The sequence below is a fragment of the Kamptonema formosum PCC 6407 genome (assembly GCF_000332155.1).
Lineage (GTDB): Bacteria > Cyanobacteriota > Cyanobacteriia > Cyanobacteriales > Microcoleaceae > Kamptonema > Kamptonema formosum.
The window spans coordinates 947,105-966,760 of sequence record NZ_KB235898.1; the positions used below are offsets into that span (position 1 = coordinate 947,105).

Genomic DNA, 19,656 nt, shown 5'->3' on the forward strand with positions numbered 1-19,656 from the left:
GTGCTCCGAAATCGCAGAGATTAAGCGATTTCGGAGCACAGCGAACAATGACAATAAAGGGGTAATCGCGATGATGTCACTCTCGGTAGATAATTTTCTGGAACGAATGGTTTTTCAGGCTTTCGCGTTGCGAAGCCTAAATTATTGAGAATAGCCAAAATCCAGCGATCGCAACCCGAAACCATTTTTCTCTGCTCAAAGTGACATCATCGGGATAACCCACAAAGCAAGTTTATAGGCTAAATCCCTGCGTTTAGACCAAAATACAACGCCAGGTATTGAAGCACAGCTTCTTCATGACCTTGGAGTTCAGGAAAATAGGTCGCGATCGCACTCCGTACAGCATCTGCAAAAGTCACAAAGTCTTGAGTCTTAGTCTGCACAAAGGGTTCAAGCTTCTTGATCAACTCCCAATTACTCTCAATATTAGCCGCCCGAATCGCCTTTTCCAGGGGGGGAGCATTTGGGGCCGCAATCTCCGGTAAAATGCGACTGACAAAGGTGACACGGTGAAACACCCGCCAACAGGAGGGCTTTTTCTCACCTTGGTTAGCTTGACGCAGCGCGATCGCATTAGGATCGCTACTTTGTTCCAACCAAATCGGGTCTACCACTTTGCCAAAAAAGTCCTCAAAGTTTTCCGTTGTCGGTTCAAAATAGAAGGTCATAAAGCGGTAAGCATCCACTTTCCCCGGTTGTTTAATGGGATTCCCCTGGGAATCGTAAACTCCCAGTTCTTCGGGATGGTACAGTCCGTAATACTTCGCTTTCAGAGCTTCCGTATTGGCATAAAGTTGAATATCCCGCTCGACATCCACTTCCACTTCCAACGCAAAAGACTTCTCTGTATCCCGTCCCTTCGTTTTCGTCGTCGCCAAATGACCGCCAAACATGGCATCCAATTCAAAGCCAACGGATAACATACCGACGCTCAGCGAAAAATCTAATCCACCGCCAGCCATACCTTGGAAGGAATAGAAACCCGTTGTCGTTTCTGTGGTAGCTTCCATCACGTCCGTAGACTCAGAGAAAAAGCCTCCATCCGCAGTCCAAACATAGGTATTCACTAAATTCCGACTCGCTATCTGTTTTCCACGCAATTCGTCCAAAGAACCCGTTGCTTGATAGCTCACATTCTGGAAAGTTGAATACTGATCGTAATAGGTTGCTAACTCCTGCCGTTGTCGCTCAATACGTTTTTTGAGACTATAGGCTTCAATAGGCTTAAAGTAACTCCATTGTCCATAATTCGCCGCATTGGGATAGTGCGGATCGACTTGCACGCTGCCATCTTCCTTCAAGCCAACTTTCCCATCCAGAGTTCCCTGTTTTGTATAATTAGGATTAAGCGGGAAGGTAATAATATTCCAATCTTTGGGGATATCTGGATTGGGTAAGAACCGATAGGATACCAAGGCATTATTATGGGCCAACCGCAGGGCAAACACATCCATTGTATCCGACTGGACTAAGGCTAACCCCACATTCGCAGGAATATAGCGACGACCCACATAGGAGTTAATTTCTGAGCCAATTTTCTCCCAAGCTCCCCAGGTTTGCAAACGGCTTACTTTGGTTGTGTTATAGCCATAACTCACACTGGCTTCAGCTATCGTGCCTTGAGAAGAACTAAAAGCCGTTTTTAACCGCGCGCCTCCCTCCAGTTCCAGAACCTTTTTCTCGACACCCAAACCCACACTGACTTCATCTGATAAACCCACAGAGGCTTGCATCTCAATGGACATATCAAAACCACTTTCTTTAGAAGACGAGTAAACATACTGGACGCTATCTGACTCGACTAATTGAATCGCCGTGCCATCATAGGGGTCCATATCGACACTTGCTCCCGTAAGGTTTTCACTAGGTACAGGGGGTGCGCCTTCAATGTAGCCAATAATTTGGGGATCTGCTTGCACTTGTCCGATCCATTCAGTAATCAAATTCCCCACTTTATAGCCCGTCAATAAGTGCCATTGACCATTTTTGATATAGCTATAACAGCGTTTTTGAATGCCTATTAAATTGCCATCAATGTCGTACTGTAAATCGGAATACTCTTGCACCCCTGGGCTACAATGAATCTTATCGTGGAACTGAGTTTTCACACCCGCTAGGGCAGAACGAATAATAGCTGTATCTTCGCTAATCGGAGCTGTAGACAAAACAGACATTGGTTTAGCATCGTTCAAACCCAGGGTTAAATGATTCCCAATCAACGATTGATCTAATAGGTCGGTCTGGCTTTCTAGATCGAAAGTATAATTAGCAATCAAGTCTTGTTTTTTCCCTTTAATGCGGCTAAACAAATTGTCTTGAATTTGTTCTTGGGTGCGGGCAATTTTCCAGATGCGAACTTCTTCCATCGTTCCCGCAAATGGTTCTAAGGGAATGCCTGTCTTTTGAGAAATTCCCCCTAATGTGAACTGTTTTTCACCCCAACTAACTTGAGGCGTAAAAGTTTCCATTGGCACGGGAATGCCATTTTGATAAAGGGTTAAACTAGAGCCTTGAGGATCGGGATTTTTAACCCATTGGGCGGCAATAATCACCGCATGGCTTTCTCCTTTCGAGTCGGAGGCAATATTGCCTTGATTTTCTTCTAAACGCCACCAAGCCACTAGCCCTTTTTCTTGACCATTAATCTTGGTTCCCAAATTCGCTAGAGCTACTACAGTATTCCAGAGCCGAATCTCACTAATCACCCCTTGTAAGTAACTGGGTTGTGAACCTTGATAGGTTTTCCCCATTTCCAATTTTTGGGAATTGCGGTCTAAGTCTGCCCCTTTATAAATTTCATACCCTGCCACTTTTTGATTGACATAAAAGCGAATATCTGCCCATTGATTGACGATCACATTAGGGAGATCGGCAGTTCCTTGATTTTTGACTTCCGTTTGATGTTGGCGGGTGACAGCGATTTTATAGAACTGTCCCACTTGTAACGTTTCACTGGATTTATAGATGTAGCTTTTTCCCTGTTTGTCTTCAAAGGCAAAGGCAATTTTGCCATCGGTGTCAATATAGAGGGAATAAGGCACATTTCGATCCGTGCCATCTCCCAATTTGCCTTTGGTCAAGATGCCTTGACGTTGACTTAATGTGTCAACTCGTAAGAAGGTTTCTAGGGTTAAATCTCGGTCTAAATCTAAGGTGGGATTGTGGTCGCATTCTAAGAAGCCGTTGCCCTTAAATTGCAAGGCATAAGATTGGTTATATACGGCGGACAAATGATGCCATTGCGCCATAGGAGTAGCTTCTTTGGATTTTTGGAACAGGTTGCCAACGCCGGCAAAGCTATAAATTTGGCTTTCTTGAATCACGGAAGCAACTAGGGAGGGTTGCCCAAAGATGGTGCCGTTATAACCATTGGGAGAGTAGTCTTTGGCGATTCCTCCTGTAAATTGCCAATAGCCCATTAAACCTGCTTCATTGCCTACAAGTCGGCGATTCATGTCGCTTTGAATCTCGGCTTCAGAGCGCGCTTTATTCCAAATCTGAACTTCATCTAAACTCCCGTTATAGTAATAGCCTCCTGAAGCACTCGAGCCTAAACGGACTTTGGTTGTTTGTGTGATGGTTCGGGTTTTCCCAGTGCCACTGTGCCATAATTTCCCATTGAGATATATTTTCATCTCTCCGGTGGTGGCATTTTTGGTAAATGCCCAGTGCGACCAAACTCCTTTGAAATCAGAGGCTTGGGCTGCTTTTTCAATTCGATCAAAAGTGCCACTACTGTTGGCACAGTCAAAGGTAATGAGGCTGTTACTCCAAGGGAGGTGAATTGTGAGTACCCTGCTGTTATTGGCATCTACAGCTTCCAGTACAAAGTGCTCATTAGGCAGTTTTGCTCCGCCTAATGCCCAAAAACTAATGGTAATTTCGTTCCCTGTGGGAATACTGGCGGGCGGAAGTTCGATATAGTCATCTACGCCATCAAATTGGAGGGCTGAGATGCAATTGCTACTCTTGGATTGAATCCCTAATGTATATTGGGACTGAGCAGAATTGTGATGAATTACGCGGCAGCTTTCTGCTAATTGTGCGGGACGAACCCACGTTTCTAGGGTTAAATCCCCTTTGGCATCGAATTGAGGAAGTTTAGCTGGCTCTCCAAGTCCCACATAGTCATCTTTGCCATCAAAGGACAAGGCGCGACCGGGTGATTCTGCCACCCATTGACAGGAGCGAGTGGTTTCGCTGTCGGCGACGGTGCTATTGACTACGTTTCCGCTACTACTGCCGGGTTGGAAGAAGAATTGCAGGGAACCGGTACTGAGGGAGTTGCTAGTACGGTTGTTGGTCGTCCATGCGTCGTAGTCGTAGGGGATGAGATAGATGGCAGTGTCTGCGGGGGCGCTGAGGTTGGCAGGGGTGATGGGAATGCTATCTTCTGTGGCACTCGTGTCTTCACTGACAACGACTTTCCGATTTCCTAAAGAGAGGATGGAGCCTTGGGGGAGCGTTTGTTTGGCTTTTTGGCTCAAGGTCAAACTGTTGATGGGTTTACCAACGGCAGGTTCTTTCAGTTTGCCAATAAAGATAGGCTGACTGGCTCCCCCATTGAGGACGTTGCTAAATTGTTGGACTTCTCGCGGCAGGTTGCGCCAAGTTTCTTCGAGTCCGGTGGATTGGTTGGTAATCTTGAGGGTGCAGGTTTCGGGGGTGGCACTGTCGGTAATGGTGAAGGTGGCGCGATCGCACTCGGGTTCAGCCGAGCGAGCTGTTGCACTCAGTTTACCGATTTCTACCTCTAATAAATACCGTGCTTTGGTGGTATTGGTATCGTAATAGGTAACAAAAAATTGATCGTCCAATCCTCGGAAATACAAGGCCACTTTCCCGGTCGCACTATTGACCAGTAAGGGAGTATCTTTGGTATAAGCAAAGTTGAGTAATCCCCCCGCTACAGTCAGGCCGCAAGGGTCTGTATGTAGCAAGGACATGGGCAGGGCAATTTCCCCTTGAATGCCAGAGCGCAATAATTCTAACTCGGTTTCTTTATTTTCCAGTTGAATTTTTTGCAGGGCTAACTGACTTTCTTTTTCCTTGAGTTTGTCGCGATCGGTGTAGAGTTTATTTAACTCATTAATCGTGTTGGTTAATTCAGTTTGTTTGTTCCGTAAGTTATTTTCGACATCTGTAATCTTAGAGGTCGCTCGCTCAGTTTTAGTAAAAGTGAAAACTCCTGTTTGCATAGGAGCGCTCAGGTTAGCCTGAATCGAGAAATTATAGTTATTGCCGCTACTCTTAGTAAGAGACAACATTCCCGCGACCCTTTCCCACCAATCATCTACCTTAAAAGAACCATCATAAATTAAGCCGCGTGAGCGATCGCTACTCCAGAAACTCGGTGCCTTTGTGGTTAAATGGTTAGATGGGCAAAGTCTTGTAGAACCCTGATAGCCACCCAAAAAAGTCCAATATTGACCATCATTATTATCATTTCTCGGCTGGTGCGATAAACTTCCATTGCCGTCTGCTGTCCAGTAGTTGCCATTGCCGTTCACCTGAATCCGACAAAAATAATTAAACATATCCTGTTTCTTATTATTTAAGTCGTCCGTTAATGACTTAACTTCTGCTTCTAACCTTGCCTTTTGTGCCTCCAAGATAATAATTCTTTGAGTGGCTGTTTTTAAGGCAGCAATCTCAATTTCCAACTGGTTAATACTAGCCTTTAAATTGGCAATATCTTCCTGTAAACGGCTAACGGCATCTAAATCTTGGTTCGCTGCATTCCCTGCCTGGAGATTTGGCAGAGTGAGATTATCGGGAACTTGGGCAATTCTGCCTTCCCGTGAAACGGCGAAATCTAAGGCGGCAATAAAATGGCTATCGGTTGTTGCTGAACTTGGACTACTGGTGCCAAGGGTTAACATCACCCTGGCATTACGTTTGACGGGTTTTTCTTGGCGATCGTACCCTGTGGAAACTTTTTCCTGTTGATGATACAGCAGGGCGGATAAACCCGAAGTAATATTCCGTTGCTCTGAACCGGATTGTAAGCTAAAGCTGGTACGTTGGAGTCCGGGACAATCGCCAATGGGGGCATCGGATTTAACCCAAGTTGCACCTTTAATGCTACCGTGAATGGCGTTTTCAGTTTGGTCATAGAGGCGATCGCCAAATCCTTCATCAAAACGCCAATAGGCCCATAATCCTGGTTCATCCCCAACTAAACGCTGGTTCATATCCGCCTGAATTTCGGTTTGGCTGCGGCAACGAGTCCAAATCCTGACTTCATCCATTTTACCATCGAAGAAAGCATCGTTCGGCCAATTACTCTTTCCTAAATAGTTCTGATTGCGAATTAATGTTCGGGGGAGATGAAGTTTTTTCTGTCCGATTAATAGACCATTTTTATACAGGGTAGTATTGCCTGTATCATCCATCGTGACAGTAATATGCAGCCACTCGCCAATTTCTATGGCATTAGGAATCTCGATTGACTGTGAATTATCTCCCTGATAAATATGCAATCCTAGATTATTAGTAGTCCCCACATTCGTTAAAAGAATATTGTCTGAGCCAATGCCATTTCCAAAGTCAAAGATTCTCGTGTAATTTCCCAACTCATGGTAGCAAACCCAACTTTCAATAGTGAAAGATTGAAAGAGATTTTCGGGCGTGGAAGGTAGTTCTACATAATCGTCTTGTCCATCAAAATTGAGAGCAGATTCGGCATAGCCTGACTTACTAATAATTGGGATTAATGGCTCTCCAGTAAACGAATCTGTCCCCGGTTGACGTTCTAAGACGGAGTTTTGATACTGCGGATCTGGACTGGTATAAAGTTGTGTTCCTTTGGTATTAAACAAGCCATCATTGGAACGTTCCAAATTAAAGGAATCAATGAGTCCGGTCTTACTATTATGAGTGAAAATTTGCCACCGCTCTAGTTCGGCGATTTGGGTGGGCAGCAATAAGACATTAAAGCGACCGTCTTTTAAGTTACGAATAAAATCTAATTCTTGGGTGGGTTCAAAAAAGGGCTTTTTCTCTAAATCTTTTGCCCCTAAACCGTCTTTATTCGTTTCGGGATTGTATTTGTGGCGACTGCGTTGATACCGCACTTCCATTTTAAGTTTTAATTCTGTCCCGGCTAAAACATAGCGGTCTACGAGCAGAGTTTCATTGACTAAGGGGACTTTTTGCTGTGCTTTATCTAAAACAAAGTTTCCCGCTTTGTCTTGTTTATAAAGCATATCACTGTGATTTTTATCAATGGCTTGACGGAATAAATAAATGAATTTGCCGTCTGATAAAACTTGGAAAGAAGCTTGAGACGTAAAGCGGGCAGTAGTTGATAAAAATGGGTCTATTTCTTCAGACCGTAATGTTCCGAGTTTAGCTTCTTGTCTCGTGCCTTTTTTCACAATTGGCATTCTAACATTGGGCAAGATTGCATAGCCCACTTGCACAATTTCGTTGGGAAAACTAATTTCTTTAGGGTTATCTAACCAGTAATTAACATCCAGGGGGCTTTTTTGTTGGGTTTTCGTGTCTTCTAGGGCTAAAACCGAGTAGTAGATCCGACTTGCTTCGTCCATAGCAAAGGCAATAATTGTCCCTTTGTGGTTAATTTGTGCGGTATATTTATAGGTCTTGTCAGTGTAAGTTTTGACGAAGTTGCTGAGGATATTCATGAGAGTTAATTTGTTGAAATGGTAACAAAGAAAGCGTCGATCTAGTTGACCAAAATAAAATAGAGTGGCAAAAACTAATCACAAGTTAGTTGCTACTTTTGTTTTGTTGATTGACATCATCTCACCGCTAATCTGAGAAAGACTGTAGGGGGGCATTACTAAATAGTGCTATTTAGGTTTCTGCTTCAACCCACTAGCCTTCAGATATTTACTTTCTTCGAGTATCACAGTTACTCCAGAGGCTCACAATGTTATCGATCTCATCAATACATTATCAGTCGCTTTTTTCTGATCTTTCAATTTTTGTTACATAAATTAATATTTTTGAAGGAATCACGGGCAGCGATCGCAAACATCCACCTACCCCCAGACGAACCCCAACTTGAAGCTACCCCCGTCGCCTATTCCGCGTACCTTAGCGCTGACTTTGAGGGGATGTCACCAGATTGACGACTTACCGCTAGGGCGAAAGAAGATTCACACCCAAGCGATCGAGGCGTTCCAGCTTATGATTTAATCCAGCAACTTATTTTACTGAGATTTGAAATTGGATTCGATCTAATTCCATCCAAGTAAATAAAGCCACAACTAGAGAAACTAAAATATCTACAGCAGTTAAGCTATAATAAATTCCATTTATTCCTACAAATAGGGGCAATATTAACACTACTGGGATAAACAGAAATACTTGTCTTGCCACAACTATAATCCCTGCAATTTTACCATTACCTATGGATTGGAACAAAGTAATGCTACAGAATACAAAAGACAGTATGGGTAGCAATATAGTGACAATCCGAAAATTGAGCAGATCGTTAGCAGTAAAAACCACCTGCGGCAACAACCAACTCAGAAAAGTTGCCGGATATAATTGTAGGGGCAACCAGATTACAGTTAACAGAATAGTGCCGCCAATGCCAAAAATAAAGTAGGCTTGCTTCATTCTATTATGATTTCCCGATCCATAATTTATTCCTATTACTGGCTGTAGAGCTTGTACGAAGCCATAAACAGGAGTTACGGCTAAAGAATATAGGTTCAATGTCGCTCCCGCGAAGGCAATATCAGTATCGGTTCCATAGTAGGCAATCGATTTAAAAATGACGACTTGTTGAACTATAGTCATTACTTCCATGATGAATACTGATATACCCACTGATAAGATGGGTGACAGTAAATCTAATGACAAAGTTAACTTTTTAAGTTGAACCGCCATCGAACTTTTTCCAGAAATAAAATAAGTAAAATTAACGAGCGTGTAAACTAAATTAGAAACAATCGTTGCGAAAGCTATTCCTTGGATACCCCAGTGAAAAACGCCTACAAATAGAGGGTTGAGAATGGTATTAGTCAGCACCGAAATAGCAGCAAAAATTGTCGCTAAACCAATTTTACCTTCCGACTTAATTAGCTGACTAGAACCTACCGCCAGGACAAAAAATACAGACCCTAACATATAGGTTTTAAAATACTCCGAACCTAATGAGGCAACTTCACCTTTACCTCCCATAAATAAGATTAATTGTTCGCCAAAACCGTAACCTAAGATGGTGACAAATAAGGAAATAATCAGACTCAAAATTATGAAAGTACCGAAGATATTAGACTGAGTTTTGATATCTCCTGCGCCAATAGCGCGGCTGAGAACCGAAGCAGAACCTATACCAACTAATAGGGCACATCCAACTACAATCGTCGTCAGGGGCAATGCTAAAGAGATAGCTGCCAAAGCGTTTTCACCAATTAGTCGTCCGGCAAATAAAGCATCGAGAAAAGGGTTCAAGCCAATTAGTAGCATTCCCACAATACCGGGAATTGATAAATTCAACATTAGTTGAATTAGATCGCCTTGGCGGATTTGATTTGTAACTTTTGTTTCCTGTTTTGAAGTCATTATTTGCTATGGTCTTGTAATGTAAACTAACAACTTTTAGCTCGATCTGGAGTTACGCAAAGAAACTGGGTTTCTCTGAAAAATTAAGATTCTCAACCTGCCTTCTGCCTCTACCGTTGCATAACTTTGGAGAATTAGGATAATTCGTATACGAATGTCGATCGAAAACATTCGCATACAGCATCGCCTCAAAATAGCAGTAAAAGAAATTTCTGCCCGAAATCACCTTTTATCAAATTTCAAGTCTCTTTCTACAAGGGAATAGAAAATGTCATAAAAAAGCCGAGTAGGAAAGAACTTGTTACAGGTCAAGAAAAAGAGGTCTTCCCCGACAATATAGTGCCTTTTGGGTTTGCGATCGTCCAAAGACTTTAAAATCGTATTTGCGACTTTTTCCGGTGGCATTCCTTCCTGATTTTCCTTCACCACTTCCGCCATATAAGCTTTGTGATTATTGCCATACATGGCTCTAGCTTCTGGTGACATATTAGCGATTGTTTTTAGATAGCCAGCCTCCACTTTTTCGGATACTTCTGTATTAATTGGACCCGGTAAGATCGAAATGACTTCAATTCCCCAAGGAGTTAATTCCATTCTCAAAGAATCTGTGAGTGCTTCCAATGCAAATTTAGAAGCAGACAAGGCGGCGAAATATGGCAGAGCAACTTTACTAGCAACCGAACCAATATTAACAATTCGACCTTTGGCTTTTCGGATCGCGGGGATAAATGCCTGGGTGACGGCAATTTGACCGATAACATCGACTTCAAATTGCAGCCTCAAATCATCGATGGGAATACATTCCAATGGCCCGTCTATGGCAACACCCGCGTTGTTCACTAATCCTACGACTCCTTTATCGCCAACTATTTGCGAAACAAGTTCTGCGGCATATTTAATTTGTTCCGCTTTTGTGATGTCGAGGATAATAGGTGTTAAATTGCCAGAGCTAGCCTGCTTTAATGATTCAGCATCTTTTTCTTTGCGAACTCCTGCAAAGACATAGTATCCTTGCTTTTCTAATAGCAATGCGGTTGCTCGACCAACACCGGAAGATGTTCCTGTAATGACTACAGCACCTTTTTTACTTTCAATCATTTTCGTTATCTCCATTAAAAAGAACTAATTCAGAACAATCCCTAATTACGCACAAACTAACTTCAGAAGCTAAACAGATCCAGCAACAAACTGAGGGGATCGCTCTTGGCGCTGACGTTTACCCTCAATCACCATCTTTAAGCCTTTACCAGGAGGAAAATTGATACCTAAAGGTTGTGGTTTTTCTGGTCTTTTATCTGCCAAAGCTAATTGATAGCGGGAAAGAATAGTCGCTAATACTAGCTTCATTTCAAACAGACCAAGAGCTTCCGCAGGACAACGACGAGCACCGCCGCCAAAGGGGAGAAATTCATAACTAGAAAATTGTCTTTCGAGAAATCGCTCTGGCTTAAATTCCTTTGGTTGCGGATATAAATCCTCGCGTTGATGAGTTTGATAAATACAGCCTCTAAGTATTGTCCCTGGACTCAAATCGTAGCCCATTAATGTTACGGGCGATTCTACTCTTCTTGGTAATGTTATCACTTGAGATGGATTAATTCGCAAGACTTCATTACAGACAGCATTCAGATAAGGCAGTGCAACAATACGGGCGGGATCTGGAAAATTACCCAGACTATCAAGTTCTTCAAGCAGGCGATCGCGAACCGCCAGATTTTTGTGAATCCAGTATAATCCCCAAGCGATCGCGCTAGCTTCAGTATTGCGACCTGCAAATAGAAACGAGGGTAAAAGATCCCGCACATCCTCATTAGTTAGAGGGTTCCCATTTTCATCGAGAGCTAATACTAAATCGGAAAGGATATCAGCGCGGGAGGAATCCGCTTGTTGACGGCGATCGTTAATTTCGCTGTATAGCAATTTATCAAATTGCTGTCGCAGGTAAAGGAAGTATCCCCAGGGACTCCGCTTACCAAAATCTCTTTGCAGAGTAGGGAAAGAGAAGATAAGGCTCATGATAGGAGAAAATGGAAAACTCAATAGAGAGGGAATTAGCTGCCTGAGTTGTTTGTAACGCTCTCCTTCATTTAAACCAAAAACTACTTCCAAGATTACCTGTAAAGCAATAACTTGCATGGTGGGAAAGGCTAGAAATGGTTTGCCGATCGCTTGTTGGCTAATTATTTCCTCTGTGAGCTGACAAATTCGCTGTCCGTAGGATCGCATTCGTTCCCCATGCAGGGGAGGCATTAACAGTTTGCGGCGATGTTTGTGGCGCAAACCGTCGAGCAAAAGCAATCCATTAGTTCCTCCTAGCAAGGAAAGACCTTGGTTTAATTCACCTGGGGCAGTAATTTCTTTTGTGTTGGTAAAAATCTCCTTTAAACCCTCTGGGTTACTAATGAAAACTACCGGGGTAGAACCAAACATAATCGTGAAAATTTCACCATAGCGTTTGGTAACGGTATTCATATAGCCAATCGGGTCAGATGCAAATTGAATGTTCAGTAACCATGTGGGGGTTTTCGGCCCTGGAGGTAGTTTCATTATCATTGGTAATTGGTAATTGGTAATTGAAATCAGCTATTACTAATAACTTGTAGGGTGGGCGCTCGCCACAAACAGCCTGTAACTCATAAAAGAAGATGCTTGAGGCGAGCGCCCACCTTACGTTTAATTAGGGAAATTAGATACTAGCTGCTGCATTTGTTTTTGAGGTTGACGCTGACCTTTGACTACCAGTTTCACGCCACTTACAGGGTAACAAAGTAGTCCTTCAAACTTAGGTTTTTCTGGTTGGCGATTGCCTAGTTCTAATTGATAACGTGAAAGCATAGTTGCCAATATTAGCTTCATTTCAAATAAAGCTAAAGTTGCACCAATACAAGTACGAGTGCCGCCACCAAAGGGCAGGAATTCATAAGGAGAAAACTTTCTTTGTAAAAAACGCTCTGGCTTAAATTTGTTAGGTTCTGGGTATAAGTCCTCGCGCCGATGAGTCAGACAAATATTAACTCTAAGTAGCGTACCCGGACTCAATTTATAACCCATTAATTCAATCGGTGATTCTACCAATCTGGGAAATGTGAATAACTGGGTGGGATAAATTCGCAAGGCTTCATTACAAACAGCAGTGAGATAGGGTAATGCGACAATACTCATTGGATCTGGCGAGTCGCCAAGACTATCTAATTCCGTTACCAATCGATCGCGTACTGTCGGCAACTTGTGAATCCAGTATAATGCCCAAGCGATCGCAGTAGCGGAAGCATCTTGAGCCGCGAATAAGGGCGAAATTACTAGATCCCGCAACTCCTCATCTGTCATCATCTCACCCATTTCATCGCGAGCAAACATCAAATCGGATAGAATATCGCTGCGAGAGAGATCTGCTTGCTGGCGGCGTTCTTTCACTTCTGCTTCCAGCAGTTGGTAAAGTTCTTGGCGGAGTTGAAGCAGTTTCCCCCAAGGACTCCAAGAACCTAAATTTCGTTGCAGAAAAGGCAGAATATTGGCAGCCTGCATTAAGGGAGTCCGCATCAAATTTATGATGGAAGGTAGCAGTTGTCTGAGTCTTTCGTAACGTTTTCCCTCGCTTAAACCCAATACAATCTTAATGCTTATTTGTAAGGTAATGTCTTCTATCGATGGGTAAGCTACAAAGACTTTGCCGCTCGAATGCTGACTAATAATTTTCTCTGTGAGTTCGCAAATTCGCTCTCCATAAGAGCGCAACCTCGCACCGTGAAAAGCTGGCATCATTAGCTGACGGCGATGTTTGTGGCGCAAACCATCGAGTTGCAGTATTCCTTGATTCCCCGTGATTAGGGCCATATCTCTGTTCAACTCTCCAGAAGCGGGAATCTGTTTTGTATTGGTAAAAATTTGCTCGATTCCTTGGGGATTGCTGACAAATAATACGGGAATAGACCCGAATGTGATGGTAAAAATGTCTCCGTAGCGTTTACCGAGATCGTCCATGTAGCTAATAGGATTGGTGGCGATTTTAAGATATTGCAACCAGATGGGAGCTTTTGGGCCTGAAGGTAGGTTCATAGGTCTTTTGATTAGTTTAGGACTTACACACGCTTGTGCTTTAACGCCGTCAAGATGGCGGTCTGAGTGCGATCTGCGATCGCGCGTAATTTTTTTAATAGGACTTAGGATCAATATCTCAGTCGCAGGGGCAGTATTGGTCGCGCATCCAGTATTTCTCCTTTAGTACCGCCGTCAAAGGTTAATTCCAACATCGGCGAGGTGGCGCGTTCGATCGCAACAACGCCATTGCGATCGAGCAGAGAAACAGCTTCACTCAGTTCTCGATCGCGATCGACTGCGATTTTGACACTGGTTAGCTTTTTTACTCCCAAGGGATGAGTAATTAACTGTTGATGCTTTTGACAAGAGCGATCGAGCCAACTTGTCAGAGCAATATCGCTACTCACAGCCAAACATATAGGCTCTGCCGCATTCGCAATATTCTGTGGCGAAAACCTAATAAACGCATCTGGGTACATCCACTCTGCCCAGTGTTTTCTAGATCCCGGAATCTGAGTTGTCATCTCAGGTAAAGAGCGTAAACCAATCCCAAAGGGAGATGCCCCCGTTTGCGGCCAACGCGCCCTTGCTAAAACGTCGATCCCAGTTCGTGCTGTATCCTGTTGGGCTGCATTTTCGTCTTCGATGCAGATGAGTTCGAGGTATGTATTCTCGAAGAAGAAAATCGTCGAGATTGTTCCTTGTTCTGCACGCCGCACTACTCGCTCGGAGCAGTGAAGACCTAAGTTTTGCAGCATGGAAACTGGCGATCGCGCTTCTGTAACAAAGATAAAAACGCGATCGATTTCCAGTAAAAAATTATCGGGACGCACCAGTAGTGATTGAGTTGACATGAGTGTTAGAACTAGGGGCTAGGGGCTAGGGCTAGGGGCTAGGGAAGAGGGGGAAGAGGGGAAGATGGGGGAGAGGGGGAGGATGGGGAAGAGGGGGAGAAGGGAATAGAATCAATGGCTTCAGGAATTCAGAACCTTCTAATCGCCTTAGCGGTTGCTAGATTTGTCACTTGTGTTTGCTAAAACCCACAGATTTTCTTATCCGTGCATCCGTGCTGAGCCGAGCCGTGTTCGTGTCGTGCCGGGAAAATAACTGAGAACTTATATCTTTAAATACAGGTAGCTTGTTAGACAGACAGAAATTAAGATACTAGCTCTAGTCGTCAAGGCTAGACCAACCTCCCAGCCTCCTTAGTTACTCCTGGTTATAGAACTCAAAGCCTCTCAAGAGATGGATACAGGTTTAACCGAACCCGCAAATGTTACCCTCTAGACAAAAATTTTCATGGATTTAATAAAAATTATTTGCAATAAGTTCTTAACTATTAGGCAACAAACAGGCAGATATGTCAACTAGGCGTAGGGAAATTTTTAGAGAAAAGTATCCCCAGAGGTCTGCGCTAATGGACATTTCCCGCTTGTTTCGGCTATCCTAGAGAATTGTAAATATTTAATAAAGATTTAGAATTGCTAAAAATCTGGGTACAAGCCAACGATATAGAGCTACGATGCTCAGGGCTAGGGGCTAGGGAAGAAGGAATAGAATCATTTGAATTTAAGTAGGCAAACATCGGAATATGGGTAACTCACAAAAACGGCTCAACTTGGTAACAGGTTTTGACTATGAAATTTTAGAATCTCAAGAACGGATTGTTGTCCAGCAACGAACTGGGGAAATTAGAGAGCGTTTACAGCGCTCGGCCCAAGATATTTGGGAAATCGGTCAAAAGCTGGCGGATGTGCGATCGCGCCTCAAGCACGGTCAGTTCGATACCTGGTTAAAAGCTGAGTTTGGCTGGAGTCGGCGTACTGCTTATAACTTCATTAACGTTTACGAAGCCTTTCCCGAACGTGCAAACTTTGCACAGATTAATATTGCGACTTCGGCCCTCTACCTCTTAGCCGCACCATCAACTTCACAAGAACTCCGCGATGAAGTTCTGCAACGAGCAAAAGAAGGCGAACCCGTAACCTATAAGGAAATCCGCCAAGTCATCAAAGAAGAGAAGTCACAGTCTCCTGCTGTAGAAAAGCCCCAATCGCCAAAGCCAGAAATTGTGGCGCTCAAACCGAAGGCCTTGGTAGAAGCGGAGAACTCAGTTGTAGAAGTGACTGCGCTAGATGGCATTGCTGAATTGGAGGATGAAATCTGTAGGGGTAATGCCCCCGTGCTTACCCCGGAGAGTGGAGGGGCAACCACAGAGGGATTGCCCCTACAGACTCCTATTAACATTCAGCCCGGTTGGTATATGTTGGAGAAGCAACATCTACTGTTTTGTGGTGATACGGCTTCACCGAAATTTGTAGAACGGATACCGCAAGCGGCGCTGGCGATCGCAATTACTGGTGATGACTGGGATCATGATTGGCTGATCGAACGGGCAAAAACCGTAATTGTTTTTCCTGAATCCAGCCTCAAGGAGCAAATGCTCTCTAGCTTGCTGTCCATGTTTTCGACACCAGGAGAAGCTGTGATTTTCCCTTGGTTGCCGGACTCAACAATGCTAGCGATCGCCCATAAACTAGAAAGAAATATTTTTGCCGGAGATATGAGCCCAGAGAGATGCAGAAAAGCGATCGCCCATTCGCAACTCTTGGCTGAACCGATTAACCTGTAAAATTATCGGCTGTTGTAGTGAGGACTCAATTGAACAACAATCTGATTGAGTAATAGTGAAAGGCTTTGTAGTAAAAGTGTTTGGGCTGAGTGCAGGTAAAAATGATCTCCGGGAAACATCTCCAGCGAAAAAGTAGAGTTTGTCTGCTTTTGCCATGCTTCTAGGTCTTCAATACCAACTTTCCAATCTTCTAAGCCACCAAAAGCAGCGATCGGACAATCTAACGGCGATTCCTGCGAGTAGGCGTAAGTTTCAACCACAGCAAAATCCGCTCGTAGAGTAGGAAGCAGCAGTTCCATCAGTTCCGCGTTTTCTAGCACCGCTTTGGGAGTGCCATTATAACGGCACAATTCTCGGAGAAATTCTGGTTCTGGTAGAGCATGAATGGGAGGGTCGCGATCGGGAATTTGAGGAGCCCGATGACCGGACATAAACAAGTGAACTGGGCTTTGGTTATACTCTTTGCGGAGTCGTCGCGCCAGTTCAAAGCTCACCAATGCACCCATACTGTGACCGAAGAAAGCGAAAGGTTTGTTAAGGCTGGCGATCGTAAAAGCAAGAGTGTCAATTATAGGCTCGATCTCGGTAAAGGGAGTTTCCAGCAGTCGAAATCCACGTCCGGGAAGTTCGACCGGACAAACCTCCACCTCTGACGGTAGGTTTCCTGGAAAAGCACGGAAGTTCAAAGCCCCACCCCCCGCATAGTGAAAGCAAAATAGTCGCAATTTGGCTTCAGGATTAGGTTTCGGGTAGGTAATCCAAGAGTTTGCAGTTATGGTAGCGTTCATAAATTAATACTGTTGAAAGACTTGATGCAGCAAGGGTTTGAGTTTATCTGCCTCAAAAATATCTCTGCGGGCGATGCCTGCGGCTGACTCCGCCTACGCGACTTTTTCGGGTTTGGATAACGGAAAATAAGTATAGCAACCCGCAAGGCGATTAGGACGTTCTGATTTCCTGAAACCCTTGATGCTATTCCCTTCTTCCCCTAACCCATCTTCCCATCTTCCCATCTCCCCCATCTTCCCCCTCTCCCCCATCTTCCCCATCTCCCCCATCTTCCCTCTTCCCTAGCCCCTACCTATATTTCTAGCGATTGCTGCCTATAATAATTATCAATAATCGCGTCAAGAAGCTGCAATCCTTTTCAATATTAAGGAACCTCGACGCTTAGCCGAGCGCAGCGAGAGAGGGGTTGTCACCCCGTCAGCTTGAATAGAAATCTCCGAAAAAGAATCTCAAACCCTTACCCTGTATGAATAAACATCTAAATCTGGTCGAGGTCTAATACGTAAAAATTCCCTACTCTTAATAAAACTTTACAATTTTTCCCTGAATTGGGCTTGCCAAGAATCGAGAATAGGTAATACAATTCATCTAGCTTATTGAAATAGGTTATCAACAAGAAAGCAAACGAAGTCAGTGCGGCTGATACAGGCTGTTCTTGTGGTTAACGATCGGTTCGCTGAAGTCAGGGCCTAGAAACCTAGAAACCGGGTTTTTTACGAAAATACTTCGTTCGATCCCGCAGATTCGGTAAAAACTCGGTTTCTTTGGTCGGTATTTAAGTCCAGTAAAAGCCATGAAAATTAAATCAAAACAGCACTCTCATCTATTCGATGAGAAGTCAAAAGGATCGTTTATTCCATGAGAAGTCAAAAGACGATGGATACACTGAAGGCAATACTGATTAATTTAGGTATTCCCGAAGAGTCCCTTCATCAAGACACTTTACTCCGGGCAAATTTACAACTTGACTCCGTTGAAACAGTACAAATTGCTGTGGAATTGAAACGAAGATTGGGGGTTAATCTGAAACTTGGAACCCGCCAAGATATGACATTAGCTCAAATCTGTAATGAGATTGAAACGGCGATGCCAGCCGAACATAAATAATGAGTATTTCCGCAAAATTACCTAGCATCTTTAACGTTGCAGCTTACTTCTTGGAAAGCAACCTAGCACAAGGACGTAGCGAGAAAGTAGCGTTTTACTATCAGGATTCGACTTATACTTATGCCCAATTAAACAGCTTTGTCCGACGTACAGCGAGATTATTATCTGATTTAGGATTGGCGCGAGAAAACCGGATAGCCATTCTTTTGTCAGACACTCCAGAATCAGTATTTGCTTTTTGGGCGGCAATTTTACTCGGTGCAGTACCAGTTCCGATCAATACGGCTTGTACGATTGATGACATCCACTATATTCTGCAAGATTCACGCGCCAAAATCTTGGTAACTAACCAAGAGTGGCAAGAAAAACTGACTCCCATCCAGTCTCATTGCTTGCAAAATATTCTCCTTGCAGACGGAGAAAAACCATTTTTATCTCTGCTTACTCAGCAGACAGACGAACAGCTATCTTACGCCGAAACATCTCGCGACGAACCTGCTTTTTGGCTTTACACTTCCGGTAGTACGGGTAAACCCAAAGGCGTAATTCACAACCACCAAAGTATGGTAGTTTGTGCAGAACTGTATGGTAAAGCTAAGCTAGGTTTGCATCAAGATGACATCACCTATTCAGTAGCTAAAATGCCTTTTGCCTACGGTTTAGGGAATAGTTTATATATGCCGATGGCAGTGGGTGCAGCGACAATCTTATCAGATGCTAATAATGCTTTTGATATCATCGCCGACATCGAACGCTACCGACCGACAATTTTATTTGGCATACCTAGCATATATGCCAGCATTCTCTCAGTACATGAAATTGCGCCTCTAAATACTTCCTCTTTAAGGTTGTGCTTATCAGCAGCCGAACAACTACCAAAAACTATTTGGTATAAGTGGCGAGACACTTACGGAATTGAGATTTATGAGGGGATTGGTACAACAGAATTGCTGCATATCTTTCTATCTAATGCAGAGGGAGAATGTCGTCCCGGTAGTTCTGGTCGTCCCCTTTCTGGTTATGATGTGCGAGTTGTTGATGAAAATGGTTTTCCGGTTCCAGCGGGAGAAATTGGCGACCTACAGGTGAGTGGAGAAAGTCTCATGCTGGGGTATTGGAATCGATTGCAGGAAACGCGACAAGCTCTTTACGGAAACGCGATGCGAACGGGGGATAAATATCTGCGCGATGCGGATGGTTATTTCTGGTTTATGGGACGTAAAGATGATTTCTTCAAAGTAAATGGGATGTGGGTGTCGCCATTTGAAGTAGAAGATATCTTGCTCCAACATGAAGGTGTTCTGGATGCGGCGGTAGTGCCAGAATGCGATCGCGGCGAACAATTAACTGAGATTATTGCTTACGTTAGCCTTAAACCAGGTTTTGATAAATCTCTCGATTTAGAAGAGAAGATTCGGCAATTAGCTAGGACTCGATTACCCCATTTTAAGGCTCCTAAAAAAATTCATTTTTTAGAAACATTACCGCGCACGCCAACCGGAAAGATTCATCGCAAATCATTGCTGAAAACCCATTAATGTTAACTT

Annotated in this window: 11 protein-coding genes; 4 read left to right on the top strand and 7 right to left on the bottom strand. The window is 43.7% G+C overall.

Features of this window, described 5'->3' with window-relative positions:
* Positions 1-239: 239 nt before the first annotated feature.
* Entirely contained in the window at positions 240-7,649 is a 7,410-nt protein-coding gene (locus OSCIL6407_RS0104120) for a LamG domain-containing protein (protein WP_007354147.1), read from the bottom strand.
* 324 nt (positions 7,650-7,973) lie between these two features.
* On the opposite strand from OSCIL6407_RS0104120, the gene OSCIL6407_RS37640 reads away from it, so the two are divergent.
* The gene (locus OSCIL6407_RS37640; protein WP_267879522.1) at positions 7,974-8,099 is read left to right on the top strand and encodes a hypothetical protein; all 126 of its coding nucleotides are present in this window, start codon (positions 7,974-7,976) and stop codon (positions 8,097-8,099) included.
* A gap of 76 nt (positions 8,100-8,175) precedes the next feature.
* On the opposite strand, the gene OSCIL6407_RS0104125 is transcribed toward OSCIL6407_RS37640, so the two are convergent.
* The 5 genes from OSCIL6407_RS0104125 to OSCIL6407_RS0104145 all read right to left on the bottom strand — a co-directional run bounded on the left by OSCIL6407_RS0104125 (position 8,176) and on the right by OSCIL6407_RS0104145 (position 14,435).
* Positions 8,176-9,543 (bottom strand): MATE family efflux transporter, encoded by a 1,368-nt coding sequence (locus tag OSCIL6407_RS0104125; RefSeq protein ID WP_007354146.1) that lies wholly within the window; start codon positions 9,541-9,543, stop codon positions 8,176-8,178.
* A gap of 222 nt (positions 9,544-9,765) precedes the next feature.
* A complete protein-coding gene (locus OSCIL6407_RS0104130; protein WP_007354145.1) occupies positions 9,766-10,641 on the bottom strand; it encodes an SDR family oxidoreductase in 876 nt (291 codons plus the stop codon).
* Positions 10,642-10,710: 69 nt separating this feature from the next.
* On the bottom strand, positions 10,711-12,096 hold the full coding sequence (locus tag OSCIL6407_RS0104135) for a cytochrome P450 (RefSeq protein ID WP_456077479.1): 1,386 nt from the start codon (positions 12,094-12,096) through the stop codon (positions 10,711-10,713).
* 120 nt (positions 12,097-12,216) lie between these two features.
* Positions 12,217-13,599, bottom strand: coding sequence for a cytochrome P450 (locus OSCIL6407_RS0104140; protein WP_019486945.1), 1,383 nt, complete (start codon positions 13,597-13,599; stop codon positions 12,217-12,219).
* A gap of 110 nt (positions 13,600-13,709) precedes the next feature.
* Positions 13,710-14,435 carry a VOC family protein gene (locus OSCIL6407_RS0104145; RefSeq protein ID WP_007354142.1) on the bottom strand — a complete coding sequence of 242 codons (726 nt, stop codon included), beginning with the start codon at positions 14,433-14,435 and terminating at the stop codon, positions 13,710-13,712.
* A gap of 737 nt (positions 14,436-15,172) precedes the next feature.
* Between OSCIL6407_RS0104145 and OSCIL6407_RS0104150 the strand changes: the two genes are divergently transcribed.
* The gene (locus OSCIL6407_RS0104150) at positions 15,173-16,213 is read left to right on the top strand and encodes a DUF3102 domain-containing protein (RefSeq protein ID WP_007358403.1); all 1,041 of its coding nucleotides are present in this window, start codon (positions 15,173-15,175) and stop codon (positions 16,211-16,213) included.
* Positions 16,214-16,215: 2 nt separating this feature from the next.
* On the opposite strand, the gene OSCIL6407_RS0104155 is transcribed toward OSCIL6407_RS0104150, so the two are convergent.
* The gene (locus OSCIL6407_RS0104155) at positions 16,216-17,001 is read right to left on the bottom strand and encodes a thioesterase II family protein (RefSeq protein ID WP_007358402.1); all 786 of its coding nucleotides are present in this window, start codon (positions 16,999-17,001) and stop codon (positions 16,216-16,218) included.
* An 859-nt stretch (positions 17,002-17,860) separates the two neighbouring features.
* Here OSCIL6407_RS0104155 and OSCIL6407_RS0104165 point away from each other — a divergent pair.
* Positions 17,861-18,109: an acyl carrier protein gene (locus OSCIL6407_RS0104165; RefSeq protein ID WP_026103647.1), complete on the top strand. Its 249-nt coding sequence runs from the start codon at positions 17,861-17,863 to the stop codon at positions 18,107-18,109.
* Positions 18,109-19,647: a benzoate-CoA ligase family protein gene (locus OSCIL6407_RS0104170; protein ID WP_007358399.1), complete on the top strand. Its 1,539-nt coding sequence runs from the start codon at positions 18,109-18,111 to the stop codon at positions 19,645-19,647. Before OSCIL6407_RS0104165 ends, OSCIL6407_RS0104170 begins: the two co-directional genes overlap by 1 nt.
* The last annotated feature ends 9 nt before the right edge of the window (positions 19,648-19,656 follow it).